Origin of the sequence: Serratia sp. BNK-10 (genome assembly GCF_047456065.1) — a bacterium.
Lineage (GTDB): Bacteria > Pseudomonadota > Gammaproteobacteria > Enterobacterales > Enterobacteriaceae > Serratia > Serratia ureilytica.
The window spans coordinates 2,343,719-2,369,655 of the sequence record NZ_CP179894.1; the positions used below are offsets into that span (position 1 = coordinate 2,343,719).

Annotated in this window: 19 protein-coding genes; 7 read left to right on the plus strand and 12 right to left on the minus strand. The window is 61.0% G+C overall.

Annotated features, from left to right (window positions below):
• Window positions 1-196 precede the first annotated feature (196 nt).
• The gene (locus ACMGG9_RS11490) at window positions 197-2,386 is read left to right on the plus strand and encodes a TonB-dependent siderophore receptor (protein WP_414162204.1); all 2,190 of its coding nucleotides are present in this window, start codon (window positions 197-199) and stop codon (window positions 2,384-2,386) included.
• Between the two features lie 50 nt (window positions 2,387-2,436).
• On the opposite strand, the gene ACMGG9_RS11495 is transcribed toward ACMGG9_RS11490, so the two are convergent.
• The gene (locus ACMGG9_RS11495) at window positions 2,437-3,057 is read right to left on the minus strand and encodes a transcriptional regulator (protein WP_042784528.1); all 621 of its coding nucleotides are present in this window, start codon (window positions 3,055-3,057) and stop codon (window positions 2,437-2,439) included.
• Between the two features lie 496 nt (window positions 3,058-3,553).
• Here ACMGG9_RS11495 and ACMGG9_RS11500 point away from each other — a divergent pair, with 496 nt between their 5' ends.
• Together ACMGG9_RS11500 and ACMGG9_RS11505 are read left to right on the plus strand one after the other, a co-directional pair.
• Window positions 3,554-3,901, plus strand: a complete 348-nt coding sequence (locus ACMGG9_RS11500) for an antibiotic biosynthesis monooxygenase family protein (RefSeq protein ID WP_033643118.1) — start codon at window positions 3,554-3,556, stop codon at window positions 3,899-3,901.
• A 542-nt stretch (window positions 3,902-4,443) separates the two neighbouring features.
• Window positions 4,444-5,718, plus strand: a complete 1,275-nt coding sequence (locus ACMGG9_RS11505; protein ID WP_033643119.1) for a Glu/Leu/Phe/Val family dehydrogenase — start codon at window positions 4,444-4,446, stop codon at window positions 5,716-5,718.
• Between the two features lie 39 nt (window positions 5,719-5,757).
• On the opposite strand, the gene ACMGG9_RS11510 is transcribed toward ACMGG9_RS11505, so the two are convergent.
• Entirely contained in the window at window positions 5,758-7,296 is a 1,539-nt protein-coding gene (locus ACMGG9_RS11510) for a long-chain-fatty-acid--CoA ligase (protein ID WP_414162205.1), read from the minus strand.
• A 133-nt stretch (window positions 7,297-7,429) separates the two neighbouring features.
• Between ACMGG9_RS11510 and ACMGG9_RS11515 the strand changes: the two genes are divergently transcribed.
• Window positions 7,430-7,999 (plus strand): DJ-1/PfpI family protein, encoded by a 570-nt coding sequence (locus ACMGG9_RS11515; RefSeq protein WP_033643121.1) that lies wholly within the window; start codon window positions 7,430-7,432, stop codon window positions 7,997-7,999.
• A 7-nt stretch (window positions 8,000-8,006) separates the two neighbouring features.
• On the opposite strand, the gene ACMGG9_RS11520 is transcribed toward ACMGG9_RS11515, so the two are convergent.
• The 7 genes from ACMGG9_RS11520 to ACMGG9_RS11550 form a co-directional block, all read right to left on the minus strand.
• A complete protein-coding gene (locus tag ACMGG9_RS11520; RefSeq protein WP_033650369.1) occupies window positions 8,007-8,360 on the minus strand; it encodes a DUF1493 family protein in 354 nt (117 codons plus the stop codon).
• Window positions 8,361-8,517: 157 nt separating this feature from the next.
• On the minus strand, window positions 8,518-9,960 hold the full coding sequence (locus ACMGG9_RS11525) for an efflux transporter outer membrane subunit (protein WP_159085277.1): 1,443 nt from the start codon (window positions 9,958-9,960) through the stop codon (window positions 8,518-8,520).
• Between the two features lies 1 nt (window position 9,961).
• Window positions 9,962-13,099 (minus strand): efflux RND transporter permease subunit, encoded by a 3,138-nt coding sequence (locus ACMGG9_RS11530; RefSeq protein ID WP_414162206.1) that lies wholly within the window; start codon window positions 13,097-13,099, stop codon window positions 9,962-9,964.
• A 1-nt stretch (window position 13,100) separates the two neighbouring features.
• Entirely contained in the window at window positions 13,101-14,243 is a 1,143-nt protein-coding gene (locus tag ACMGG9_RS11535; RefSeq protein ID WP_347882677.1) for an efflux RND transporter periplasmic adaptor subunit, read from the minus strand.
• Window positions 14,244-14,367: 124 nt separating this feature from the next.
• Window positions 14,368-15,030 (minus strand): hypothetical protein, encoded by a 663-nt coding sequence (locus ACMGG9_RS11540; RefSeq protein WP_414162207.1) that lies wholly within the window; start codon window positions 15,028-15,030, stop codon window positions 14,368-14,370.
• A gap of 43 nt (window positions 15,031-15,073) precedes the next feature.
• The gene (locus ACMGG9_RS11545) at window positions 15,074-15,754 is read right to left on the minus strand and encodes a class I SAM-dependent methyltransferase (protein WP_414162208.1); all 681 of its coding nucleotides are present in this window, start codon (window positions 15,752-15,754) and stop codon (window positions 15,074-15,076) included.
• 78 nt (window positions 15,755-15,832) lie between these two features.
• Window positions 15,833-16,972, minus strand: a complete 1,140-nt coding sequence (locus ACMGG9_RS11550) for an agmatine deiminase family protein (protein WP_414162209.1) — start codon at window positions 16,970-16,972, stop codon at window positions 15,833-15,835.
• A gap of 143 nt (window positions 16,973-17,115) precedes the next feature.
• Here ACMGG9_RS11550 and ACMGG9_RS11555 point away from each other — a divergent pair, with 143 nt between their 5' ends.
• The 3 genes from ACMGG9_RS11555 (at window position 17,116) to ACMGG9_RS11565 (ending at window position 22,316) form a co-directional block, all read left to right on the plus strand.
• Entirely contained in the window at window positions 17,116-17,979 is an 864-nt protein-coding gene (locus ACMGG9_RS11555; RefSeq protein ID WP_206357522.1) for a LysR substrate-binding domain-containing protein, read from the plus strand.
• A gap of 162 nt (window positions 17,980-18,141) precedes the next feature.
• Complete coding sequence (gene ggt / locus ACMGG9_RS11560; protein ID WP_414162210.1) at window positions 18,142-19,815, plus strand: gamma-glutamyltransferase; 1,674 nt, start codon at window positions 18,142-18,144, stop codon at window positions 19,813-19,815.
• 203 nt (window positions 19,816-20,018) lie between these two features.
• Window positions 20,019-22,316: an FdhF/YdeP family oxidoreductase gene (locus ACMGG9_RS11565; RefSeq protein WP_414162273.1), complete on the plus strand. Its 2,298-nt coding sequence runs from the start codon at window positions 20,019-20,021 to the stop codon at window positions 22,314-22,316.
• A 48-nt stretch (window positions 22,317-22,364) separates the two neighbouring features.
• Here the strand turns inward: ACMGG9_RS11565 and ACMGG9_RS11570 are convergent, their stop codons facing one another.
• From ACMGG9_RS11570 to ACMGG9_RS11580, 3 genes are all read right to left on the minus strand, one after another.
• A complete protein-coding gene (locus ACMGG9_RS11570; RefSeq protein ID WP_033643131.1) occupies window positions 22,365-23,135 on the minus strand; it encodes a DeoR/GlpR family DNA-binding transcription regulator in 771 nt (256 codons plus the stop codon).
• 113 nt (window positions 23,136-23,248) lie between these two features.
• Window positions 23,249-24,472: an FAD-dependent oxidoreductase gene (locus ACMGG9_RS11575; RefSeq protein ID WP_414162211.1), complete on the minus strand. Its 1,224-nt coding sequence runs from the start codon at window positions 24,470-24,472 to the stop codon at window positions 23,249-23,251.
• The gene (locus tag ACMGG9_RS11580) at window positions 24,462-25,865 is read right to left on the minus strand and encodes an NAD(P)/FAD-dependent oxidoreductase (protein WP_414162212.1); all 1,404 of its coding nucleotides are present in this window, start codon (window positions 25,863-25,865) and stop codon (window positions 24,462-24,464) included. Before ACMGG9_RS11580 ends, ACMGG9_RS11575 begins: the two co-directional genes overlap by 11 nt.
• Window positions 25,866-25,937: the final 72 nt, after the last annotated feature.

Genomic DNA, 25,937 nt, shown 5'->3' on the forward strand with positions numbered 1-25,937 from the left:
CCTTACATAACGTGCGTGACTTTTACAAAACCTGACAATCGTATTGATACTCATTATCATTTTCAATACTATTTGTCGGATTTTTGCCGTCGTGCAAACGCGACGTCTCCGCGTCGACGAGGGAAAGCGTATTCATCGGCATTGCGGGGTTTATCAGGGTGGCATTACACACAAAAGTAGGCATGCAGGAGAGATAATGAATATTAGAAACAAAGGGATAAAAAACGATAGCGCAGAGGCGATGTCCGCCAACCGGCTGTTGCTGGGGGCGACGCTGGCGCTACTGCCCTTCGCACAAAACGCTTTTGCCGCGGCGGACGAGACGATGGTGGTGACCGCCGACGCGCAGAGCAGCGTAACCGCGCCCGTCAAAGGGATCGTCGCCAAAGAGAGCGCCGCCGGCACCAAAACCGCCGCCCCGCTGAGCAAAACCCCGCAGTCCATCTCGGTGGTGACGCGCGAGCAAATGAACGACCAGGAACCGGCGTCGGTCGCCGACGCCTTGAACTACACCAGCGGGGTGGTCACCACCTATCGCGGCAATTCCAACCGCAATGATGAAGTGATCAGCCGCGGCTTCCGCTACGCGCCCAAGCTGCTCGACGGCCTGCACTTTGGCCTCTCGAGCCAAAACGGCGGCGCCGGGCAGATCGATCCCTGGTTGCTGGAGCGCGTGGAAATGGTGCACGGCCCGGCCGGCGTGCTTTACGGCCAGGTCAGCCCCGGCGGCGTGGTGGTGATGACCAGCAAACGCCCTACCGCCCAGAGCATTCACGAAGTTAAATTCAGCACCGGCAACCGTCATCTGGCGGAAACGGCGTTCGACTTCGGCGGCAAACTCAACGACGACAACACCCTGTTCTATCGCCTGAACGGTATCGCCAGAACCGAACATGAGTTTGTCAAAGACAGCAAGCAGCAACGGGTGGCCATTGCCCCGGCCTTCACCTGGCTGCCGAACGAAGACACCAGCTTTACGCTGCTGACCAGCTACCAGAACGATCCGAAAGCCGGATCGCGCAACTTCCTGCCGCGCGCCGGCACGCTGTTCCCGACCAGCGCGGGCTATGTGCCCTATGACTTCAACATCAGCGAACCCAGCTTCAACAAGTCGCGGCGCGAGCAGGCGTCGATCGGCTACAGCCTCGAGCACAACTTCAGCGATGCGCTATCGTTTACCCAGAACCTGCGTTTCACCCACCGTGATGAGGACTATAAATATCTGGTTTATAACGTAAACTCGAAGGTCAACGACCACACCGTCACCCGCATGGCGCAACATGAAACGCAGATGACCAACGAGTTTGGCGTGGATAACCAACTGAAGGGCCTGTTCGACACCGGCGAGGTGAAGCACACGGTGCTGGGCGGATTGGATTACCGCTACAGCCATATCGATTCGAAGATGTATCGCGATCGCGGCAACGATTACCCGATCGACTGGGCCAACCCGGTTCGCCCCAGCATCGATGGCAGCACGCTGGCGCTGGCTTCCAGCGATTTGAAGACGCTGAATCAGGTCGGGGTGTATCTGCAGGACCAGCTGGCGTGGAATAACTGGAACCTGCTGTTGTCCGGCCGTCAGGACTGGTCGCAGGTCAACACCCGCGATCGCACCAGCGGCGGCAAAGAGCAGACCTACAACGATGCCCAGTTCACCGGCCGTGCGGGCCTGCTCTACGCCTTCGACAACGGCATTTCGCCGTACGTCAGCTACAGCACCTCGTTCGATCCTAACCTGTACCCGAGCGCGCCGGGCGCCGACCCGCTCAAGCCGACCACCGGCAAACAAACCGAGGTGGGCGTGAAGTACCAGATCCCGGGCGGCAACACCCTGTTGACCCTTTCCTGGTTCGACATCACCCAGCGCAATGTGGCGTCTTACAACCGTCTCACCTCCGCCTACGAGCAGATCGGTGAGGTGAAATCCAAAGGGATTGAGGCGGAAGTGCACGCTCAGCCGACGCCGGAGATCAAGCTGATCGCCGCCTACACCTACACCGACGTGGTGACCAAAGACTCCAACTCGGCCGACGAAATCGGCCACAGCCCGGCGGGCATTCCGCGCCACGCGGCGTCCGCCTGGGGCAGCTACAGCTTCCTGAGCGGCGCGCTCAACGGCCTGACCGTCGGCAGCGGCGTGCGTTACATCGGCGATGCGCCGGCCGACGCCACCGGCCAGTACGACGTGCCGCACTACACGCTGTACGACGCCATGGTGAAATATGATCTCGGCCAGGCCTCGCCGGCGCTGCGCGGTGCGGCGCTGCAGCTCAACGTGCAGAACCTGACGGACAAGAAATACGTTTCATCCTGCAGCGGCGAGTACGCCTGCTTCTACGGCAGCGGCCGCAGCGTCATCGCTTCGGTGAACTACCGCTGGTAACGAAAAGGGGCGGCCAGCGCCGCCCCTTTCTTCCACCTTTCCCGCCGCGTTTACTCTTGCTTCAATTCCCGCAGATGCTTGTACACCGTGGCGCGCCCCATCGACAGCACGTTGGCGATATAGTCCGCCGCGCTTTTGGCCTTGAACGCCCCCTGATGATAGAGATCGCTGACCAGCCGCCGTTTCTGTTCGCGGCTCAGCGCGCCGAGCGCAGCGTTCTCGCGCCGCAGCCAGTCATGCAGGAAGGTATTGATCTTCTCTTGCCAGTCGTCTTTGAACAGCTGTTGCGGCTGCGGCTGCAATCGCGTGACCGACAGGAACATATCCAGCGCGTTGCGGGCGTCCTCGAACATCGCGGTGCTCAGGTTGATGCACAGCAGATAGCTGGGGTTACCCTGCTCGTCGCGCGCGGCGATGCTCACCGAGCGCATCTTTTTGCCGTCCCAGTTCAGCTTTTCGTAGGGGCCGGTCACGTTGGCGCCGCCATCAAACGTGAAATCTTCCAGCCCCGCGTCGTCGCCCGGTTTGCGCTTCGACAGGTTGTTCGCCAGGTAGGCTATCTTGTTGGCGGCCAAATCGTGGATCACCACTTCCGCATTCGGGAAAAACAGGGCCGCGATGCCGTCGGCGACCGACCGCAACAGTTCAAGTTGAGAAGAAGAATTCGCCACGCAGGGGTGTCTCCGTATAGCCCGGTTTGGTTTGTTGTTCAGCCGCTTAGCATACCGCAGTTGCCGCCGCTTGCCGAGCGGATGGCGTTGGTTCCCCCCTCACCACCGGCTGCGCCCCGACGGGGGGGCATGATTGGCCATTGCCGGTCGCCGGCGAAATAACGCCCGCCCCTTCAAAGTGGAAAAGGAAATAGGTTAACCACGCCGTTCATCTACCGTTTTTTATTTAAAAACCGCCCCCCTTGCCAATGACATTAATAACCGCACCACCGTTATTGAATTATTGCCTCAGGCCGTTGGCAAGTTGATTAGCAAACTCCCTTATGCAAGAAAAATCTCATACAAATCATCATGTTTTGCATAAAGCAAAGCGCCAATTCAGATTATTCCTAATTATTTATTTCAGACATCAGGAATAAATTTAACCTGCAGTACTGCAATAAGGATGCAGCTTAATTTGAGTTGTATAAGCAATTTAATTTAAAGGACTTTTATTATGAATTATGAATCCAAGGCGGACTGTTCCGCCAACAGCTACATTATTGAAATTTCAAGTTTTAAACTGCCGGCCTCACTCAGCCCTGAAGCGTTTGCCGTATTGGACAAGCGCGTAGAAGAGGAATTTATCTCGAACCAGAACGGGTTTATTTCGCGTGACTCGGGCATCAGCGTAGACAATGAGCCTCGTTGGGTGAACATTGTAAAATGGGAGACGCTGTTGGATGCGGATGAAAACATCTACCAATTTACGCAAGCTTCCGCGCCGGCGTCCGTCAAAGAATATCTGGCGAGTATCGGCGCTGAACCGGTGGAATTACAACGCTATCAGCATACCGGCGCCTAATGCGTATCGGATGACCACGCCACCGCGGCGCGGTCTTCTTTAAACGCTGATTCGCCAAACCAGAACGGGTGGCCGGCCGCTCGCGGTCACCCGTCCGTTTCAGGTGAACACGCTTTTCAGCCCACTCTTCTGCCGCAATACCGTAAAACAACCCCGAATCATGCTTCTCGCTGCCCAGGCAAAACGCGGCGGCAGACGGCGTTTTAACAGGATTTTAACGCTGCCGAGGGGAAACGCCATTGTCAACATAGCAGTTAAATAAAATGAAACTTTTTGATCACATTCAAGCTTCTGAAAAATAGATATAAAGGGTTTTTATGCGTTTTATATGCATAAAGTATGCATGTGTCCGCTAACGCCCGGCGAAAAGTAATTAACTATTCATTTACCGCCCTGCAGGCGGCGAAAAACCGTCCGCTGGCCCGATGAGCGGGGGGCTAACAACCGGCATAATTAGTGGTAAATTTAGCGGCGCAAAGTGTTATGCGCTTGCTAATCCACGGTTAAACGAAATAAATACCTCTAAAATATAAAGGTTGGTTATGGAAAAGCTATCCTACGCTTCAGACAGCAGCACCACCGCTTGGGCTACATATCTGCAACAAATCGATCGCGTCGCCCCTTACCTCGGCGACCTCTCACGCTGGGTTGATACGCTGCGTCACCCTAAACGCGCTTTGATTGTCGATATCCCGCTGCAGATGGACGATGGCACCATCCGTCACTTCGAAGGCTTCCGCGTACAGCACAACCTGTCGCGCGGGCCGGGTAAAGGCGGTATCCGCTTCCACCCTGACGTCGATCTGAACGAAGTGATGGCCCTGTCCGCCTGGATGACCATCAAGTGCGCCGCGGTCAACCTGCCGTACGGCGGCGCCAAGGGCGGCATCCGCGTCGATCCGTTCAAACTGTCTGAAGGTGAACTGGAGCGACTGACCCGCCGCTACACCAGCGAAATCGGCTTCATCATCGGGCCACAGAAAGACATTCCTGCGCCGGACGTCGGCACCAACGCCAAAGTGATGGCCTGGATGATGGATACCTACTCCATGAACCACGGCACCACCATCACCGGCGTGGTAACCGGTAAGCCAATCCACCTCGGCGGCTCCCTGGGCCGTGAGAAAGCGACCGGCCGCGGCGTGTTCGTGACCGGCAGCGAAGTGGCCAAGCGTCTGGGCGTGCAGATCGAAGGCGCCAAAGTAGCGGTGCAAGGCTTCGGTAACGTGGGCAGCGAAGCGGCTCGCCTGTTCGTCGGCGTCGGCGCTCGCGTCGTCACCATCCAGGACCACTCCGCTACCCTGTTCAACGCCAACGGCATCGATCTGGCCGCGCTGACCGAATACCAGGCCAAGCACAAGCAGATCGCCGGTTTCCCAGGCGCCAGCGAGATCGAAAGCGAAGCGTTCTGGTCGGTTGACATGGACATCCTGATCCCTGCGGCGCTGGAAGGCCAGATCACCCGTCAGCGCGCCGAAATCCTCAGCGCCAAGCTGGTGCTGGAAGGGGCTAACGGCCCAACCTTCCCAGAAGCGGACGACATTCTGCGTTCCCGTAACATCACCGTGGTTCCGGACGTTATCTGTAACGCCGGCGGCGTAACGGTCAGTTACTTCGAGTGGGTGCAGGACATGGCGAGCTACTTCTGGAGCGAGTCCGAGATCAACGAGCGTATGGACAAGATCATGACCGACGCGATGGTCCACGTCTGGAACAAGGCCGCAGAGAAAGAGTGCAGCCTGCGCACCGCCGCTTATATCGTGGCTTGCGAGCGCATCCTGACCGCACGTAAAGAGCGTGGCATCTACCCAGGTTGATGCCCGTTTCCCGGCCTGCCCCGGCAGGCCGAATTTTCCTCAGCGCAAACAGCGTTTCAACACCTTACCGGTACTGGTCATCGGCAAGCGTTCGACAAACTCGACGATACGCGGATACTTGAACGCCGCCAGCCTCTCCCGGCTCCAGGCGATCAGCGCCTCTTCCTCGATCGGCTCCTCCGTCTCTTTCAACACCACCACCGCTTTGATCTCTTCACCCAGCGAAGGATGCTCGACACCGATCACCGCCACCAACGACACCGCCGGATGGCGAATCAGCGCCTCTTCAATCTCGCGCGGATAGACGTTGAACCCGCCGCGAATGATCATGTCCTTGGCCCGATCGACGATGAAATAGAAGCCGTCGGCATCGCGGCGCGCCAGATCGCCGGTGCGGAACCAGCCGTTTTCCAGCACTTCCGCCGTCGCCTCGGGACGGTTCAGATAGCCTTTCATGATGTTGTAGCCGCGCACCGCGATCTCTCCCACCTGATCGACACCGTCGATCGGTTGTCCGGTGACGTCGAGCAAGCGAACCTCCACGCCCCAGATCGGTTGGCCGATAGAGCCGGGTTTGGTCACGCGGTGCGGATGGTTAAAGGTGGCGACCGGGCTGGTTTCCGACAGCCCATACCCTTCGAGAATGTTGACGCCGAAGCGGCGCGAGAAATCCTCCAGGATCTGCACCGGCAGGCTGGCCCCGCCGGACACCGCCATACGCAGCGTGCTGCGCAGGCGCTCGATATCCGTATGCTCATCCAGTGCATTCAACAACGCCCAATACATGGTCGGCACGCCGGCAAAAAAGGTAATGCCGTGCCGCTGCATCAGCGCGATGGCCTGCGCGGCGTCGAAGCGTTCGACCAGCACCAGGGTGGCGGCGGCGGAAAATCCGGCATTCATCTGCACCGTCGAACCAAACGTGTGGAACAGCGGCAACGTCACCAGATGGCGATCGGGATCCGTTTCCGAGCCGTCGAACAGCCTCACCGATCCCAGCGCGTTAAGCACCAGGTTGGCGTGGGTCAACTCAGCCCCTTTGGCCCGGCCGGTGGTGCCGCTGGTATACAGCACCACCGCCGTGTCGCTTTCGAGCGTCGCGGCCGAAGCGAACTCGGTGGCCTGTGCGGCTATCGCCGTGCTGAAACGTTCGCCTTCGAGCGGCAGCCGATCGCCGATGATAAACACCTCACGGCATTGCTCCGCCTTCGCCGCCGCCCGCAGCGCCTCTTCCCCCAACGGCAGGCCGCTGCTGCCTTCGAAGCAAAACAACGACACCGCCGCCGAGTCCGCCAGGTAATAGTCGAACTCTGCGCTCTTAAGCAGAATATTGAGCGGCACCACCACCGCGCCGCTTTTGAGAATGCCGTAATAGATAGCCGGAAACTCCGGCCGATTGGGGCAGGCCAGCGCCACTCGCTCACCGGGCTGCACGCCGCGCGCGACCAGTAAATTCGCCACCCGGTTGGCCATTTCATTCAGCGCCCGATAGCTGAGCGGTATATCGTCCTGTATCACCGCCGGCCGTTCCGGCCAGGTGCGCGCACTTTCTTCAAGCAAGGTAGCCAGATTCAGCATCGGGGATCCTCCCTGGGTTGAGCGGCGAGAAAGCGCCGCAGTATCACGAGTATAGATAGGCGCTTTGCGGTTCGCATTCCCAGGGGCGCTGGGCTATACCTTAGGCATTCCCCCTCCTGCTGGAGTTGTGATCATGAGCAAGAAAAAAATCCTGATGCTGGTCGGCGACTACGCCGAAGATTACGAAACCATGGTGCCGTTTCAGGCATTGCAAATGCTTGGCCATTGGGTGGATGCCGTGTGCCCCGACAAAGCCGTCGGCGACTACATCCAGACCGCGATCCACGACTTTGACGGCGCGCAGACCTACAGCGAGAAACCCGGTCATCGTTTTACCCTGAACGCCGACTTTGCCGCCGCCAAAGAAGAACACTATGACGCGCTGTTGATCCCCGGCGGTCGGGCGCCCGAATACCTGCGCCTGAATCCCGACGTGATCGCGCTGGTGCAGGCGTTCGACGCCGCCAAAAAACCGATCGCTGCCGTTTGCCACGGCCCGCAGCTGCTGGCGGCGGCCGGGGTGTTGAAGGGCCGCACCTGCAGCGCCTACCCGGCTTGCGCCCCGGAGGTGCGGCTCGGCGGCGGCCATTATGCGGAGATCGGCATCGATCAGGCGCACGTCGACGGCAACCTGGTCACCGCCCCGGCCTGGCCGGCGCATCCGCAGTGGCTGGCGAAGTTCGCCGAGCTGCTGGAGCAGTAACCTGGCGCTAGCGCAATTGCTCGATAAGAAAATGGATGTCGTACAGCCAGCGTTTGGCGCGCGCCGAGCGCACCAGCATCGATACGCACAGCGGCCGGGTGTGTTCTTTACAGGCGGAGGGGGAAAACCAGCGCCCGGTATTGCTCGGCGGCTGGAAATACAGCTCGTGGTTGTAATTGCTGCTGTCGACGCCGAAGGTATCGAAGTAGCGGCGCATCAGCGTGTTGGAGTCGCTGAACGACAGGTTGAGCGCGGTGTTAATCTCGGTTTCCGGGGTGATGACCGCCCCCTTCTTCTGCCGCCTCGGTGCGTTGAATGCGGCGATAAGCGCGATGACCTGTTGCTGAATGTCTTCTGCCATGACGACCTCGAGCCGATATGAAGAAAAGGTGAATGCAATTATCTGTCTGACTCTGCCCGCCGCGGCGAGTTCGGGCCGCCGCGCGGGTTTTCCGTTTCTTTACACTTTCCATAAGTAAACCGCGCGCCGCCCAATTCGCGGCGCGCGCGGTCGACGGTTAGCGGCTGAGCGCCGCCTTATCGGCGATGACGCCGTCCCCCTGCCGCTCGGCGGCAACCCCGCCGCCCAACACTTTATACAGGGTCGCCTGATTGTCGTACGCGGTCTGCTGTGCGGCGATCAGCGACTGCTGCGCCGTATACAGCGTGCGGTGCGCGTCCAGCAGCGTCAGGTAGCTGTCCACGCCCTGGCGGTAACGCAGTTCGGCCAGGCGATAATATTGCTGCGCCGCCGCCACATAGCCGGTTTGCGCCGCCAACTGTTCCTGCAGCGTGGCTTTGCGCGCCAGCGCGTCGGCGGTTTCCTGAAATGCCGTCTGCACCGCTTTCTCATAGGTGGCGACATACAGGTCTTTCTGCGCCTGGGTGTAGTGGAGCTGAGCCGTGTTATAGCCGCCGCTGAAGATCGGCAGGCTGATGCTCGGGGCGAACGACCAGACGCCGGCGCCGTGGCTGAACAGCGCCGAGAGTTCACCGCTGCCCACGCCGCCGCTGGCGGTCAGGCTGATCGACGGGAAGAACGCCGCACGCGCCGAGCCGATGTTGGCGTTGGCGGATTTCAGATTATGCTCGGCCTGCAGCACATCCGGCCGCGTCAGCAGCACCTGCGAAGACACCCCGGCCGGCAGATTGCGCATGATTTCGCCGAGCGCATCGATACCGTCGGGCAGCAGGTTTTCCGGCACGCTTTGCCCCACCGCCAAATCCAGCGCGTTTTTCGCCTGCGCGGCGAGGGTGGCGTAGCTGGCGGCGTCCGATCGCGCCTGTTGATAAACGGTTTCCGCCGACGCCACGTCGACCAGCGACGAAATGCCGTGCTGTTGATTGTTGCGCGTCACGTCCAGCGAACGTTTGGCGCTTTCCATCGTCTGCTGCGCCACCGCCAGATTGCTGCGCTCGGCCGCCACCGCCACCCAGTCGGTGACGATATCGGCGATCAGCGTCAGACGGGTGCTTTTCGCCGCTTCCGAGTTGGCCAGATAGGTTTCGAACGCCGCCCGCGACAGGCTGGCGTTCTTGCCGAACAGATCCAGCTCGAACGCGCTGACGCCGCCCTGCGCTTCGTAACTCTGGCTGATGGCGGTGGCATTGCCGTTGCCGGTCAGCGAACGCCCGCGGCTGCCGTCGGCGGTGGCGTTGATCGTCGGGAACAGCGCCGAGCGCTGCTCACCGTACAGGGCGCGCGCCGAAGCGATATTGGCGATCGCCTCACGCAGATCGCGGCTGCTGTTCAGCCCCATCGCCACCACCTGCCGCAGCCTGGCGTCCTGCACATAGTCGCGCCAGGCGACGTCCGGGTAGCTCAACGCCTGTTTGCCGGCGGCCTCGCCCTGCGGCAGGTTGGCGGGCACCGGCGCCGCCGGGCGCTGGTAGTGCGGATCCAGCGACAGACACCCGCTCAGCAGCAGCGGTAAAGTTAACATCATGACTCGTTGCAACACGTTATTCTCCTGCCTGCGACGGCGAGTTGGTGGGCCGACGGGTAAACATGCGGCGCACCAACACATAAAACAGCGGTACGAAAAAGATCGCCAAGGCGGTGGCGGTGATCGTGCCGCCGATAATGCCGGTGCCGATGGCGATTCGGCTGTTGGCGCCGGCGCCGCTGGATACCGCCAGCGGCAGCACCCCGGCGGTGAACGCCAGCGAGGTCATCAGGATCGGCCGCAGGCGCATGCGCGCCGCGTGGACCGCCGCGCCAATCAGCGTTTCCCCCCGCTGGTGCATCTCCTCGGCGAACTCGACGATCAAAATGGCGTTCTTCGCCGACAGCCCGATGATGGTGAGCAGCGCCACCTGGAAGTAGATGTCGTTTTCCAGCCCGCGCAGCGTGATCGCCAGCAGTGAGCCCACCACGCCCATCGGCACCACCAACATCACCGCGAACGGAATCGACCAGCTCTCATACAGCGCCGCCAGGCACAGGAACACCACGATGAGCGAAATCGCGTACAGCGACGACGCCTGGCCGCTGGTCAGCCGTTCCTGATAGGACAGCCCGCTCCAGGAGTAGCTGCTGCCGGCGGAGTATTTCGCCGCCAGTTTCTCCATCTCGCTCATTGCCGTACCGGAACTGACACCGGCGGCGCCCTGCCCGGTGATCTCGAACGACGACAGCCCGTTATAGCGCGACAGGTTCTCCGGCCCGTAGATCCAGTGCGAAGACGCAAAGGCGGAGAACGGCGTCATGCTGCTGGCGCCCGATGCATTGGTGCCGCGCACAAACCAGCGGTCGAGGTCTTCCGGCTTGGCGCGGTACTGCACGTCGCCCTGCATATAGACTTTTTTCACCCGGTTGCGGTCGATAAAGTCGTTGATGTAGGTGCTGCCGAACGCGCTGCTGAGGGTGCTGTTGACGTCCGCGGCGCTCAGGCCGAGTGCCTGCAGTTTGCCGTTGTCGATCGCTACCTGCAGCTGCGGGGTGTCCGGCAAGGTGTTGGCGCGCACCGCCAGCAGCGCCGGGTTGTTGCCGGCGGCGGCGACGATCTGATCGCGCATCGCCTGCAGCTCGGCGCGGGTGGTCGCCCCCTTGGCCTGCAGCTCGAAGGTAAAGCCGTCGGATTGGCCAAAGCCGTCGATCGCCGGCGGGCTCATGGAGAACACCTGGGCGTCGCGCAGCGAGGCGAAATGCGCCATGGCGCGTTTGGCGATGGCGTCGGCGGTGTTTTCGCTGCCGCGGCGTTGGCTCCAGTCTTTGAGGCTGACGAACGCCATGCCGGCGTTTTGACCGCTGCCGCTGAAGCCGAAACCGTTGATGGTGAAAATGGTGCTGACGTTGGCCTTTTCCTGGTCGAGAAAATAGGCGGTCACCGCCTCGCTCACCGCCGAGGTGCGCGCGTTGGTGGCGCCGGCCGGCAAGGTGTACTGCACCATCACCGAGCCCTGATCCTCGTTGGGCAGGAAGCCGGTCGGCAAACGCAGATACATTACGGCGGCGGCGATCAACAGCAGGCCGTACAGCAGCAGATAGCGCGTTGGCCGGTGGATCACTGCGCCGACCTTGTCGGCGTACTTCGCCTGCAACCGGTCATAACCGCGGTTGAATTTGCCCAGCAAGCCTTTGTCGGTCTGCGCGTCGTGCGCGGGTTTCAGCAACGAGGCGCACAAGGCCGGCGCCAGCGTCAACGCCAGCACCACCGACAACACCATCGAGGAGACGACGGTGATCGAAAACTGGCGGTAGATCACCCCGGTGGAGCCGCCGAAGAACGCCATCGGCAGAAACACCGCCGACAGCACCAGCGCGATGCCGACCAGCGCGCCGGTGATTTCGCGCATCGATTTCTCCGTCGCCTCGCGCGGCGGCAGCTTATCCTCGCGCATCACCCGTTCGACGTTTTCCACCACTACAATGGCGTCATCCACCAATAGTCCGATCGCCAACACCATGCCGAACAGCGTCAGGGTATTGATCGAATAGCCGAACGCCGCCAGCACGCCGAAGGTGCCCAGCAACACCACCGGCACGGTAATGGTCGGGATCAGCGTGGTGCGCAGGTTTTGCAGAAACACGAACATCACTACCACCACTAACGCCACCGCTTCAAACAGCGTTTTCACCACCTCTTCGATCGAGATGTTGATGAAGTCGGTGCTGTCTTTCGGGTAGGCCACCTTGTAGCCCTGCGGCATAGCGCTTTGGTACTCCGCCACCTTGGCCTTCACCAGCTTGGCGGTGCTCAGGGCGTTGGCGCCCGCCGCCAGCTTGACCGCGATCCCCGCCGCCGGGTGGCCGTTGAGGTGCGCGCTGGCGGAGTAGTCTTCGTTGCCCAGCTCAACCCGCGCCACGTCGCCCAGCCGCACCAGCGCCCCGCTGCTGTCGCTTTTCAGGATGATATTGCGGAACTGTTCCGGCGTTTGCAGCCGCGACTGCGCCTTCACCGTGGCGGTCAGCTGCTGGTCGGCGGCGGCCGGCAGATCGCCTATCTTGCCGGCGGACACCTGGGTGTTTTGCGCCTCGATCGCCGTCTGCACGTCGGAAGGCATCAGCGAAAAGCTCGCCAGTTTGGTCGGATCCAGCCAGATGCGCATCGCGTATTCCGAGCCGAACACCTGTACGTCCCCGACGCCCTCGATGCGCGACAGCGGATCCTGCAGGTTGCTGACCAGATAGTCGGAGATATCGGCCATCGTCGCCTTGTCGCTTTCGTCATACAGCCCGACGATCAGCAGAAAGCTGCTCTGGGATTTTTTGACCGTCACGCCCTGCGCGGTAACGGCGCTCGGCAGACGACTTTCCGCCTGCTGCACCTTGTTTTGCACCTGCACCTGAGCGATATCCGGATCGGTGCCCTGCTCAAAGGTGACGTTGATGCTGACCGAGCCGCTGGCGCTGCTGGTCGACGAGAAATACAGCAGGCCGTCCAGGCCGGTGAGCTGCTGCTCAATCACCTGGGTGACGCTGTTTTCCAGCGTTTCCGCGTCCGCGCCCGGGTAGGTGGCGGAGATGGCGATCTGCGGCGGTGAGACGTCCGGGTACTGCGAGACGGGCAATGAATTGATCGACATCAGACCGCACAGCATGATGATGATGGCGATCACCCAGGCGAATACCGGACGCCGGATAAAGAACTGCGCCATATCACTGCTCCCCGCGTTGGGTTTTGTCGACCGAGACGTCTACCGGCTTCACCGCGGCGCCGATCGTCACCTTGCTGGTGCCTTCGACGATCAGGCGATCGCCGTCGTTCAGCCCGCTGTCGATCAGCCAGTTGCTGCCCACCACCCGTTCGGCGCTGACGGTGCGTTGCGCCACTTTGTTTTGCGCGTTTACCACCAACGCGGTGGCTTCCCCTTTGGCGTTGCGGGTGATGCCCTGCTGCGGCGCCAGGATGGCTTTGGGATCGACGCCGTTATCCACCGTGGCATGGACGTACATGCCGGGCAACAGCTCATGTTCGGGGTTGGGGAACACCGCGCGCAGCGTGACCGAACCGGTGGCCTCATCCACCGCCACCTCGCTCAACTCCAGCTTGCCGGCGTGGGCATAAGGCGTGCCGTCCTCCAGCTTGATGGCGACCGGCGTGACCGCACCGCGCTGCAAAGCGGCCTGCTGACGGCGCAGTTTAAGCAACTGGGCGCTGGACTGGGTCAGATCGACATAGATGGGATCCAACGCGCGGATGGTGGCCAACGCATCAGTCTGGCCGGCGGTGACCAGCGCGCCCGGCGTCACCGACGAAATGCCGATGCGGCCGGCGATCGGCGCCCTCACCTGGGTATAGGCGAGGTTGATGCGCGCCGTTTCCAGCGCCGCCTGATACTGCGCCACCGACGCCACGGCCTGCAGATACGCGGCTTTGGCGTCGTCTGCGTCCTGTTTGGAAACGCCGTTTTCTTTCACCAGCGCCGCATAGCGCTGCGATTTGAGCCGGGTGGATTGCACCGTGGCCTGAGCGTTTTTCAGCTGGGCGGCGGCCTGATCGTAGCTGGCCTGATAGCTGGCGGGGTCAATTTGATACAAGACCTGCCCGGCTTTCACTTCGGCCCCTTCGGTAAACAGCCGCTGCTTGATGATGCCGTCGACCTGCGGCCGCACGTCGGAGGTCATGGTGGCGTTAACCCGGCCGGTCAACTCGCTGCTCAGGGTTACAGACTGGCCGCGCAGCGTGACGACGCCGACCTCCCGTTCACCGCCTGCGCCCGTCGGCGCGCCGGCGTTTTGCCCATCGCAGGCGGCCAGCGACAGCGAAAGCCCCAGCGCCAAAAGCGTTTTCCTCTGCATTGCAATACGATCCTATTGAGAATGACTATTCTCAATATATCGAATGCCGGAATACGCTTCTGAAAGGGTTGCGTGAGGATTGCGTAAAATCTTGTCGAAGCGGGAAACGGTGGAGCAATATCGTTCAGCGTGGTTTCAGCACATTGGCGCAGTGATTCTTAGCCAATGCAATAAAGCGTTCCACTTCAGCCGGCGGCTGCGTCGTTTCAGTCGCATCAGGCTCTTGCTCCCGATGAGCTTCGCTCGCCGGCTGCTTGCAGCGATAAACCAGGCCATACAGGGGATGGCGCCCATCGTCGGTTTGATAATAATTGGCCACGCGGGCGAACGAATAGTAATAATAAGGCGTTGAATGTTCTTCGCCCCGATAAACGTTTTGCGTGCCGCCATCGTAGAACGTCACGTTGGCGGTCTTTTCCATCAACCGATCCAGGTCGTCGATCACCTGCTCAGTGCAGCGGTTTAATTCACGCCGATCTTGTTCATTCAATTTATCGGCATAGTCGTCGGCGCAGCGGGTGATATAACCTTCATACTGGAGATTGTCGGCGAGCTTAAGTTCGAAATAACGGTATGAGCGCTCGGCGATCTTCACCCCCTCACGCTCCTGAATCAGCTTCGCATCCTGAATAAGGTACACCGCCGCCGGATCCTGATTCTCGAGCGTAAGCATGGCCGCAGTGGCCCCTCCAACGGGCGTCAAGAGCGCCCCCATAAGCAGGGACAACCGTGTGATTAAACGAAAGTCCATTGTTTTAGCGTCTTGGTCCATCATAAATTTCGTCATCTTATCTCGTCAGCGGCGGCGTACCGAGCGCCGCGTGGGATTTTTAGGGTTTAACCAGTCTAAACACCGTTTTGGTGTGCCAATAGTAGTCGATCGCTGCCGAAATAGTCGGCATCCAGCCGTCCGGCTCATAGGGAGCGAAGCCGGAAAAACCCAGCCTGCGGGCAGAGACCTGGAACCCCGCGGCGGAGAAAATACGCGCATAATCGTCCAGAGAACGATCCTGCACCACGGTATGCGTCTGTTCAGCCACCCTTTCGCGCCATTGCGGCCACAGCGGGTTGTCGGTGTGGCAACCGGTCACCGCATAATAAACGCCGCCCGGCTTCAGCACCCGCAGCATATCGGCGGCATGCTGCGCGATATCTTCAATCAGGTAGATGACTTCATGACTGAAGGCGATATCGCAGTGGTTCTCATAACCCGTCAACCGCGTGTCGGTCTGATAAACGATCGGCAGGTTTCCTTTCAGGCGGTTGGCTTGTTCGACGGATTGGCGGGCGATATCAACGCCAATCCCCTCACTAAATGGCCGAATTTGATGCAACAGGCGCAGAAAACCGCCCTGATTGCAGCCGAAGTCCAGCACCCTGACGCCGGACAGTTCGCGTTCCGGCACCAGGCTCAGCAGATGCCGCCAGATGGGTGCATGGCCTTCGGTCATGGCCTGCTCTGCCTGCGGATCGCGATACCAGGTGGGAATGCTCAAGGGTGAGTCGTTCATTATGGCCTCCTTAGGTGACTCTGATCAGCCAACCACACCCGATGATGACAAACAACCGCACGCGCATTTTTTGAACATTCACGGGTCTGGTTTGCCAGGCGCCGGCAGTTGGCTGGTCACGCAGTGAATGCCGCCGCCGCCGGCGGCGATCGCGTCGATCTCCAGTTGCACCACCTTGCGCTGAGGATAGAGCGCCGACAGCAGCGCAAACGCCGCCTTGTCCGCCTGCGGGTCGCCAAACTCCGGGGCGATCACCGCGCCGTTGATAACGAAATAGTTGATGTAGCCCGCCGCGAAATCGGGATTGTGTCGGCTGAAACGGCTGTCGCGCGGTGCCCGCGGCGGCGAGAGCGTATGCACCTGCAGCGTGCGGCCGTCGGCGTCGGTCGCTGTCTTGAGGATCGCCAGATGCGTCTGGGTGACCGCATGATCGTAAGAGGCCGGGTCGGTGTCCAGATTGGCCACCACCACGCCCGGCCGCACGAAACGGGCGTAAAAATCGACGTGGGCATCGGTGATGTCCCGGCCTTTAATGCCCGGCAGCCAGATAATTTTACGCAGGCCGAGCATCGCCTTCAGCTCCTGCTCAACCCGATCCCTGCTCCAGCCCGGGTTGCGGTTCGCATTCACCCAACTGCTCTCGGTCATGATGCCGGTGCCGCGCCCATCCACTTCAATGCCGCCGCCTTCGCCTACCAGTGCGCTGCGGCGCGGTTGAGGGACGCCGTATCGCCTGGCGGCAAACCCTGCCAGACGCGCATCCCTGGCATGCTGCTGCTTATCGCCCCAGCCGTTGAAGTTGAAATCCACTGCGCCCAGTTCGCCGGCATCATTGACGACGAAATTGGCGCCGATGTCGCGCATCCAGATATCATCCAGCTCGGTGACGACATAGCTAACGTTGTGACTGCCGCAGGTGGCCTCGGCCAATTGCCGTTCACGCTCGCGGCAAAAAACCGTCAACGGCTGAAATTCGGCGATGGCGTGGGCGATACGCCCCTGCGCCGCCCGCACGTCCGCCGTGAAGTCGCCCCAAATCGCGCGCTGCGCGCCGAACGCGATAAACGCCCGCTGTTGCGGTTCCCCTTCATCCGGCAAGCGCCAAGCCGGCTTAAGCGCAGTTTTTGCGTGACCGCGTAACGAAATACCCAATGATGCCGTCAAGCCAACGCCGGCCACCGCCGAAAGCTGCTTGATAAAGGTGCGACGCGTTGACATAAACGCCCTCTTTTAATTAATTTAAATTCAATTGGTTAACCGGTTTTTTCGCTCTCCGGGAATTGAATCTCATGCTAGTCTTCCCCTGCCGCTGCGACAAACGATATATTTAGTGGATATCTGATTAGACAGGCTTATTGATAATGTTAAAACACTGGCCCCCGTTAAGCGCATTGCGCGGTTTTGAAGCGGCGGCGCGTCTGGGCAGTTTTCATCAGGCCGCCGAAGAGCTGCACCTTACCCAGTCGGCGATCAGCCAGCAGATCCGCAGCCTCGAGGCGTTTCTGGAACAGCCGCTGTTTTTCCGCACCGGCCGCAGCGTGACTCTGACCGATGCCGGCCACGATCTGTTCAGCACCGCGCAGGTGATGCTGCAACAATTGGCCGTCGGCATTCGTCGTCTGGACCAGTACCGCAAACCCAATCAGTTGATCGTCAACACGACGCCGGCCTTTGCCCGCCACTGGCTGACGCCACGGCTGGGCGAGTTCAACCAGCGGCATCCGCAGATAGATCTGTGGCTCTTCACCAGCTTCGAGCCACCGGATATGGCGACGGACAGCATCGACTTGGCGATCCGCGACGATCTCAGCGCGCAGGCGGACTGCACCTTTAAGGTTCTCTGCACCGACCGGCTTTATCCCGCCTGCCACCCCAGCCTATTGGCGCTGGCGGCGGAGCAGCGCGTCACGCTGCACGGCGAACGCGAAATGGACTGGAGCCACTGGACGGTGGCGGGCGGCGCGCACGTCGGCCAGCGCGACAGCGGGCTGAATTTCTCCGATCCTGGCCTGCTGCTGGACGCCGTCTGCCAGGGGCTGGGCATCGCGTTGGTCAGTCAGCTGCTGGCGCAGCAAGCGCGTGACGCTGGGTTGCTGCATCCGTTAACCGAGCAACGGGTGCGCGGCGCCAACTGGGCGTGGCTGCTGCATCGCGACAGCGAACACAATCCGCTCGCCCGGCACTTCTGCCAATGGCTGCAATCGACGCTGCCGGCCGACGCATAACGCGCCACATCACGATTTGCTACTCTGGTCAGGCGGCCCCGCCTGACCGCTGCTACCTTCAATAAAGCGCCGCAACAGCCCGAATAAAACGCGCTAACCCGCTGTTTCAAAAATAATTAGTTGAATTCACCTGATAACTGAACATCGCTAAAAGGATCTTCTATGTCTGCCGGTTTATTGAAAACGATAGCTCTGAGCGTGACCCTGGCCTGCACCGTTCCCGCCGCCTGTGCCGCCGATCTGACCGCCGGCGCGGTCGCCGCTCCGGATCAGTATGGCGCAAAAGTCGCCGCGCACATTCTGCAGGCCGGCGGCAACGCGGTTGATGCGGCGGTCGCCACCGCCTTTACCCTGGCGGTCACCTACCCTGAAGCCGGCAATATCGGTGGCGGCGGCTTTATGACGCTGTACGTCGACGGCAAACCCTATTTCCTCGACTACCGCGAAGTGGCGCCCAAGGCCGCCGGCAAAACTATGTATCTGAACGAGAAAGGCGAAGTGATCGAGAATCTCAGCCTGGTGGGCAGTCGCGCCGCCGGCGTGCCGGGCACCGTGCTGGGGCTGTGGGAAGCCCATAAACGCTTCGGCAAGCTGCCGTGGGCCGAGCTGCTGACGCCGGCGATCGGCTACGCCCGGCAAGGTTTCACCGTGGCGGGTCAGCAGTATCAGTACCGCGAAGACGCCAACAAGCTGTTTGCCGGTAAAACCAACTTCGGCGACTATTTCGGCGCCATGAAGCCCGGCACGGTGTTCAAACAGCCGGAGCTGGCCGCCACCCTTGAGCGCATCGCCAAATCGGGCGCCGACGATTTTTATCACGGCGAAACCGCCCGCCTGCTGGTGGCGCAAATGCAGCGCGACAACGGGCTGATCGGCGCGGCGGATTTGGCCGACTATCGGGTGAAATGGCGTGAACCGATGCGCATCAGCTGGCGCGGCAACACCGTGTATACCGCCCCGCTGCCCAGCTCCGGCGGCATCGCGCTGGCGCAGCTGCTGGGGATAAAAGAAGATCGCGCCGCCGACTTCAAGGGCGTGCCGCTGAACTCGGCGCGCTATATCCACCTGCTGGCGGAAATCGAAAAACGCGTGTTCGCCGATCGCGCCGACTACCTCGGCGACCCGGATTTCACTAACGTGCCGGAAGCGCAGCTGATCGCCCCCGACTACCTGCAAAAACGCGCCGCCGAGATCAACCCGACGGCGATCTCGCCGACCGAGCAGGTGCGGCCGGGGCTGGAAAGCCACCAAACCACCCACTTCTCGATCGTCGATGCGGCCGGCAACGCGGTCAGCAACACCTATACGCTTAACTGGGACTTCGGCAGCGGCGTGGTGGTCAAAGGCGCCGGTTTCCTGCTCAACGACGAGATGGACGACTTCAGCGCCAAACCCGGCGTCGCCAACGCCTTTGGCGTGGTGGGCAGCGACGCCAACGCCATCGAGCCGGGCAAACGCATGCTCTCCTCGATGAGCCCGACCATCATCACCCGCGACGGCGACGTCACCCTGGTGATCGGCACGCCGGGCGGATCGCGCATCTTCACCTCGATCTTTCAGGTGATCAACAATCTCTACGATTACCATCTGCCGCTGGCGCAGGCGGTGGCCGCCCAGCGCGTGCATCACCAACTGTTGCCGAAGGACACCGTTTATTACGACAGCTTCGCGCCGCTGACCGGCAAACCGGCGGACAAGCTGAAAGCCATGGGCTACACCCTCGAAGACCAGGGCTGGAACATGGGGGATATTCAGGCTATCCGCATCGATGGCCGCACGCCGGAAACCGCGTCCGATCCGCGCGGCCGCGGCGTGGGGCTGGTGGTGAAAAAGTAACCCTCCGGCGGCCCGCCTCCGATTAGACGGGCCGCCGCTCTCCCCGCACAGATGGCCGCTGTCTCCTTTTTCACTCATCTATACTGAATCGACAGGCCTGCGTTCAACGACGGCGGCGCCTGCGGTCCGCCTTGGACGATAAGGATAATATTCATAGTAAATCAATCACCTGCATTTATCGTAAGCGGTGTCGGAGGCAATCAATAATGGCGAAAAGACGAGCAGTCCCCGGGGTTCATCCCTACGATGGGCCCGCCGGCGGTTGGGGCGCGCTGAAAGCGACGGCCATCGCCGTGCGCACACAGATGGATACCCTGGAGGCGCCGGTAACGCTGATGCGCACCAATCAGCCCGACGGGTTTGATTGCCCGGGATGCGCATGGCCGGATAAAGAACATCGATCCACCTTCCAGTTTTGCGAAAACGGCGCCAAAGCCGTGACCTGGGAAGCGACCAGCAAACGCGTGACGGCCGAATTCCTGGCGCAAAATACCGTGACCTCACTGCTGCGGAAAACCGATTATGAACTGGAGGATTATGGTCGCCTGACCACGCCCCTGTTCTATGACGCCGGGACCGACACGCTGCGCCCGCTGGCCTGGGATGAGGCATTTCAACGCATCGCCGCCGTTTTGCAAACGCTGCCGCCGGAGCAGGTGGAGTTTTATACCTCCGGCCGGGCGTCCAATGAGGCGGCCTATCTGTTCCAGCTGTTTGCGCGGGAATTTGGCAGCAATAACTTCCCCGACTGTTCCAATATGTGCCATGAGCCGACCAGCGTTGGCCTGCCTCAGTCGATCGGCATCGGCAAAGGCACCGTGTCCCTGGACGACTTTGACAGCGCGGAGCTGATTATCTCCATCGGGCACAATCCGGGCACCAATCACCCGCGCATGATGGGCACGCTGCATGAACTGGCGCGCAAAAAAGTGCCGATTATCGTGTTCAATCCGCTGCGCGAGCGGGCGCTCGAGCGTTTCACCGATCCGCAAAACGTCATCGAAATGGCGACCTACAGTTCGACCGCTATCGCCTCCACCTACTATCAGGTCAAAGCCGGCGGCGACGCCGCAGCGCTCAAAGGCATTGCCAAAGCGCTGCTGCAGTTGGATGACGAACATGGCAATGCGCTGGACCACGCCTTTATTGCCGAGCACACGGAAGGTTTTGCGGATTTCGCCGCCGATCTGAAGACCACCGGTTGGGATGCGATTGAGGCGGAGAGCGGCCTGGCGCGCCGGGATCTGGAACAGGTCGCCGCCGCTTACGCGAAATCCAACGCCACCATCGTGACCTACGGCATGGGCATTACGCAGCACAATAAAGGCACCGCCAACGTGCGCCTGATTGCCGATCTGCTGTTGCTGCGCGGCAACATCGGCAAACCGGGCGCCGGCATCTGCCCGCTGCGCGGCCACTCCAACGTGCAGGGCAACCGCACCGTCGGCATCACCGAAAAACCCTCGGCCGATTTTTTGGCGAAGCTGGAAACGGTGTTTGGCTTCACGCCGCCCAAAGCCCACGGTCACGATGCCGTGAAATGCATGCAGGCGATGATCGACGGCGCCTCGAAGGCGTTGATCTGCCTGGGGGGCAACTTCGCCGTGGCGCTGCCGGACCCCGAGCAGAGTTTCCCGGCGATGAAAGCGCTGGAATTAAGCGTGCATATCGGCACCAAACTCAACCGCAGCCATTTGTTGGTGGCGAAAGAAACCCTCATTCTGCCCTGTCTGGGACGTACCGAACTGGACATGCAGGCCGGCGGGCGACAATCGGTGACGGTGGAGGATTCGATGTCGATGGTTCACGCCTCGTCCGGCAAATTAAAACCGGCGTCGGAGCTGTTGCGTTCGGAACCCGCCATTGTGGCCGGCATGGCCAAAGCGGTGATGCCCGCCAGCAAGGTGCCCTGGGATGAACTGATCGAAGATTACGACGTGATCCGCGATTTGATCGAAAAAACCATCCCCGGCTTCGACGATTACAACGCGCGCATTCGCCAACCCGGCGGTTTCCGCATGCCGCTGCCGCCGACTGAGCGCCAGTGGCCGACGGCGACGGGCAAGGCGATGTTTTCCGTATTCAGCGGGCTGCATGAGGACGAGACAACAGCAGACAAAGACACGCTGCGGCTGATCACGCTGCGCAGCCACGATCAGTACAACACCACCATCTATGCTCTGGACGATCGCTACCGCGGGGTCTTCGGCCGGCGCGACGTGCTGTTCATGAATGACAGCGATCTGCAACGTTTGGGGCTGGAACATGGCGACGTGGTCGATCTGGAAACGGCGCTGCCCGGCAGCACCCAGCGCCTGGAAGGCATCACGGTGATCGCCTACAACATCTCAGCCGGTTCGGTCGGCGCCTACTACCCGGAGGCCAACGTGCTGGTGCCGCTGCATTACATCGATGAGGAGAGCGGCACGCCTTCGTATAAATCGGTGCCGATCCGCGTGAAGTTGAGATCCAAAGAGGTGCGCGCGGTCGATATCGCCTGACGGAAGCGGTTTGAGCCTTTCTCCGCATGGAGAAAGGCTTCTCCCCCTTTAGACCTGCGCCACCAACACATTAACGTTGGCGGGGAAAACCAAGCCTTCTAATGCGTTACCGCTGTCGGAGGTCACCAGATAATCGACCTCGGGCCATTTGGCCACCAGCGTCATCGCATGCCCGCGCAGCTTATTTTCGTCGGCCAGCACGATGCACTTGCGGCTCTGGGCAATCATTTTGCGCGCGATGGCCGCTTCATTGACGTTCTGATCCATCACGCCGGTCTGCAGATTGACCGCGCCGGCGCCGATGATGGCGTAGTCGGCGAAAAACGCCTCGATATTATTCAATGCGATCGCGCCCAGGCACGCCATTTTGGAGTCGATGAACTGCCCGCCGATCAGCACCACGTCAATGGAGTCATTTTCCAGACAGACGTTGGCGATAAGCGGCGAGTTGGTGATGACCGTCAGTTGATCGATCGTCGCCAACTGCCGGGCAAACTCCAGCGTGGTGGAGCCGAAATCCACGAACACCGTATCGCCCGGTTGGAGCAGCGTCGCCGCTTTCTCCGCGATGGCGCGCTTCTCGGCCTCGGCGATTTTGGCCCGCTCGTTGAATTCATGCTCGAATTTAAACTGGCTGCTCACCGCGCCGCCGTGGATCTTCTTGATCAGCCGATAGTCTTCCAGCTTGTTCAGGTCGCGCCGAATGGTTTCCTGCGAAACCTGGAATTTATCCGCCAGCTCATTCACGTAAACCCGGCCGTTGGCCTGGATCAGCGCCAGTATTTCATTGCGCCTTTCCACGGAATTAGAGATATCCATTCACATTACACTCGCTGCCTTTAGTAAGAGTGACTGCCTCCGCCGAGACTTGCGGCGTTAACTGACGGAATACTACGGGTTTCAGGGCGTTAGACGCAAGCCGTTGCCGTCGTTCATCCTGCGGATTCGATGCTGATGTGCAGCGCATCACGCTCAGCCTCGGCCGGCAAGACGATATTGCGCAGCAGGATCCGCCGTTCAGGCAGGCAACGATGCGTTTTGCGGTACAGCACTTTCTCTCCCAGCCGTACCACCACCGAACCGGACACCGCCTGTTCCACGCGCATATTGATCGTGACCGTGGCGGGATTGCCGATCAGCGCCACACGGGCGGGCGCAGTCAGGCGTATCCGTTCGTCGTGCCGCACCGGCAGGATTTGCCGCGCCGGCGGCAGCGTGCGCTGCAGCGAATGGGCAACGGCCTCGCCGACGCGCAGCCCTTCCTGATAACACTGGTCGCCCATGTCCGCCGGGTGCAACATGTTGCCGACGGCGAAATAGGCGGCATCGGAACAGCGGCCGAACTGATCGGTCAACGGACAGCCGCTGTCCGGCCGCTGCGCCAGGTGGCTCTGGCGGATCAGCGTATACTCCCCGGTGAAGCGGCCGGTGAAGATCAGGCTGTCGCAGGCGATGCGCCGTTTCTCCCCCTGGCGATTTTCCACTTCTATGGATTCAACCCGATCGCGGCCGGCAATATCGGTCACGCGCGAATAGTAGTGGATCGGCACTCCCATCAGACGCGCATAGAGCGCGCTCAGACGCCAGGCGACGGGTCTGCCGCCGCTTTCAATCATGGCGACGGCGCGCACGCCGGCGTTACGCAGCGTCCACAGCGCGGAGAAACTGACCAGCTCGGTGCCGATCACCACCGGCTCCTTGCCCGGCTGCAGCCCGCGCAGATAGACGAACTGCTGCAGCGCACCGGCGGTGAGTACGCCCTGCGGCCGCAGCCCGCTCACCAGACGCGGATGGCGCGGCGTCTCGCGCACGCCGGTCGCCAGGATCACCCGCTGCGCTTTCAACGTGCTGACGCCGCGGCAGTCCGTGATGGTCAGCTCGCCGTCCGGCTTGATGGCGAGCACCGTCACGCCGGTACGGATCTCCACCTGCCCGGCGCGCGCCAGTATTTTATCGACATAGGTGGATCCCAGCATCGGCCTATAAAACGTTTGCAGCCCAAAGGTGGGGTGCCGACAGTGTCTCGGCACGCCGCCCGCCTGCCGTTCCCGTTCCAGGATCACCACATCCTCGATCCCCGCTTGCCGCAGCGCGGTCGCCGCCGCGATCCCCGCCGGCCCGGCGCCGACAATCGCCACCTGATACTCAGTTTTCATCAATGCTCCCTACGGCCAGCGTTTGGCCAAAACGATCGCCTACCATTTCCGCCACCCGGCTGCTGCAATAAAAGCCGTTGCAGCGCCCCATCATCACGCGCGTGCGGCGCCGCAGCCCGCCGATGCACTCCGGCGGCACGGCGGAATCGAACGCCGCCTCGATCTCCCGCTGGGTCACCAGCTCGCAGTGGCAAACGATGCCGCCGTTGTCCGGGCGCGCGTAATCGCGCAGCGCGTAGTCGGCAAGCATCGGCATTTGCGGCCAATACACGGTCTGCGGCGTTTTTGGCGTGAAGCACGGCGTAAAGTGGTCGCGATAGAGCTGTTCCACATATTGCGCGATGCCCAGCGCCGCCGTCAGGCCGGTGGAGCGAATGCCCGCCACGCAGATCCAATGCCGATCGGGATAGTGCTGAATGCGGTAGTGTTTCTGCTCGGTGGCCGGACGCAAGCCGGCATAGCTGGCGGTCACGCTGTAATTCGCCAGCGAGGGCAGCAGCCGGGTGCCCTGTTCGATCAGCTCGCGCATTTTGGTTTCGTCCACCGTCGCCGTCTCGCGATCCTGCTGTTCTTCGGCGGTCGGCCCGAGCAGCAAATTGCCGAAGATGGTTTTCGACAGCAGCACCCCTTTGGTGATCGCCGTCGGCACCGGCAGGATAATGGCGTTGACCTGCCCGGCGGCGGCCTTGTCGAACACCAGGAACTGCCCTTTGCGCGGGCGAATTTCAAACTCGGGCTGATGGCAGAAACTTTCTACCCGGTCGCCCTGATTGCCGGCGCAGTTGATGACGATTTTGCCGTGAAACTCGCCCCGGTTGCTGGTTAGCCGCCAGCCGGTCGGCAAGCGTTCGGCGCCGGTCACCTCGGTATTGAAGCGATAGTCGCCGCCGTGTTTAACGCCCTGCGTCAGATAAGCCAGCGGCGTGCTCCAGGGATCGATCACGCTCTCCCCCGGCACCTCTACCGCCGCCAACGCGCCGGGCGCCAGCTGCGGCTCACGGCGATACAGCTCGGCGGCGTCGATCTGCGCCACGTCCAGCACGCCGTTGTCGTGCGCCTGTTGCACAATCGCGGGCAGCGCCGCCAACTGCTGCTCGTCCCAAGCCACGACCAGCGCGCCGGTGGGCAACAGCGGCAGATTCATTCGTTCACGGATGGCGATAAATTCCCGGTACCCGGCCTGCATGCAATGCAGTTCCAGGCTGCCGCTGGGCGCATCGAAGCCGGTATGCAGCAGCGCGCTGTTGGCTTTGCTGGCGCCGGACAGGATATCGCCCCCTTTTTCCAACAGCAGCGTACGGGCGCCCATCAGGCAGAATTTGCGGAATACCGCACACCCGACCACACCGCCGCCAATCACGACAATGTCCCAACCCGTTTGTTCTTCCATCATGCTGATGTCCCGTTTTGATGTGATAACCACAATAAAACCACACAATAACCGCATTTGAAATGACAAAAACAA

Excerpts from the sequence above, each read along its gene's own strand:
- ACMGG9_RS11515 (WP_033643121.1), top strand. The coding sequence starts at position 7,430 with ATGAGCAAGAAAAAAATCCTGATGCTGGTCGGCGACTACGCCGAAGAT.
- ACMGG9_RS11540 (WP_414162207.1), bottom strand. The coding sequence starts at position 15,030 with ATGACGAAATTTATGATGGACCAAGACGCTAAAACAATGGACTTTCGT.
- ACMGG9_RS11490 (WP_414162204.1), top strand. The coding sequence starts at position 197 with ATGAATATTAGAAACAAAGGGATAAAAAACGATAGCGCAGAGGCGATG.
- ACMGG9_RS11580 (WP_414162212.1), bottom strand. The coding sequence starts at position 25,865 with ATGATGGAAGAACAAACGGGTTGGGACATTGTCGTGATTGGCGGCGGT.
- ggt (WP_414162210.1), top strand. The coding sequence starts at position 18,142 with ATGTCTGCCGGTTTATTGAAAACGATAGCTCTGAGCGTGACCCTGGCC.
- ACMGG9_RS11520 (WP_033650369.1), bottom strand. The coding sequence starts at position 8,360 with ATGGCAGAAGACATTCAGCAACAGGTCATCGCGCTTATCGCCGCATTC.
- ACMGG9_RS11575 (WP_414162211.1), bottom strand. The coding sequence starts at position 24,472 with ATGAAAACTGAGTATCAGGTGGCGATTGTCGGCGCCGGGCCGGCGGGG.
- ACMGG9_RS11510 (WP_414162205.1), bottom strand. The coding sequence starts at position 7,296 with ATGCTGAATCTGGCTACCTTGCTTGAAGAAAGTGCGCGCACCTGGCCG.
- ACMGG9_RS11550 (WP_414162209.1), bottom strand. The coding sequence starts at position 16,972 with ATGTCAACGCGTCGCACCTTTATCAAGCAGCTTTCGGCGGTGGCCGGC.
- ACMGG9_RS11535 (WP_347882677.1), bottom strand. The coding sequence starts at position 14,243 with ATGCAGAGGAAAACGCTTTTGGCGCTGGGGCTTTCGCTGTCGCTGGCC.
- ACMGG9_RS11555 (WP_206357522.1), top strand. The coding sequence starts at position 17,116 with ATGTTAAAACACTGGCCCCCGTTAAGCGCATTGCGCGGTTTTGAAGCG.
- ACMGG9_RS11500 (WP_033643118.1), top strand. The coding sequence starts at position 3,554 with ATGAATTATGAATCCAAGGCGGACTGTTCCGCCAACAGCTACATTATT.
- ACMGG9_RS11545 (WP_414162208.1), bottom strand. The coding sequence starts at position 15,754 with ATGAACGACTCACCCTTGAGCATTCCCACCTGGTATCGCGATCCGCAG.
- ACMGG9_RS11530 (WP_414162206.1), bottom strand. The coding sequence starts at position 13,099 with ATGGCGCAGTTCTTTATCCGGCGTCCGGTATTCGCCTGGGTGATCGCC.
- ACMGG9_RS11570 (WP_033643131.1), bottom strand. The coding sequence starts at position 23,135 with ATGGATATCTCTAATTCCGTGGAAAGGCGCAATGAAATACTGGCGCTG.
- ACMGG9_RS11505 (WP_033643119.1), top strand. The coding sequence starts at position 4,444 with ATGGAAAAGCTATCCTACGCTTCAGACAGCAGCACCACCGCTTGGGCT.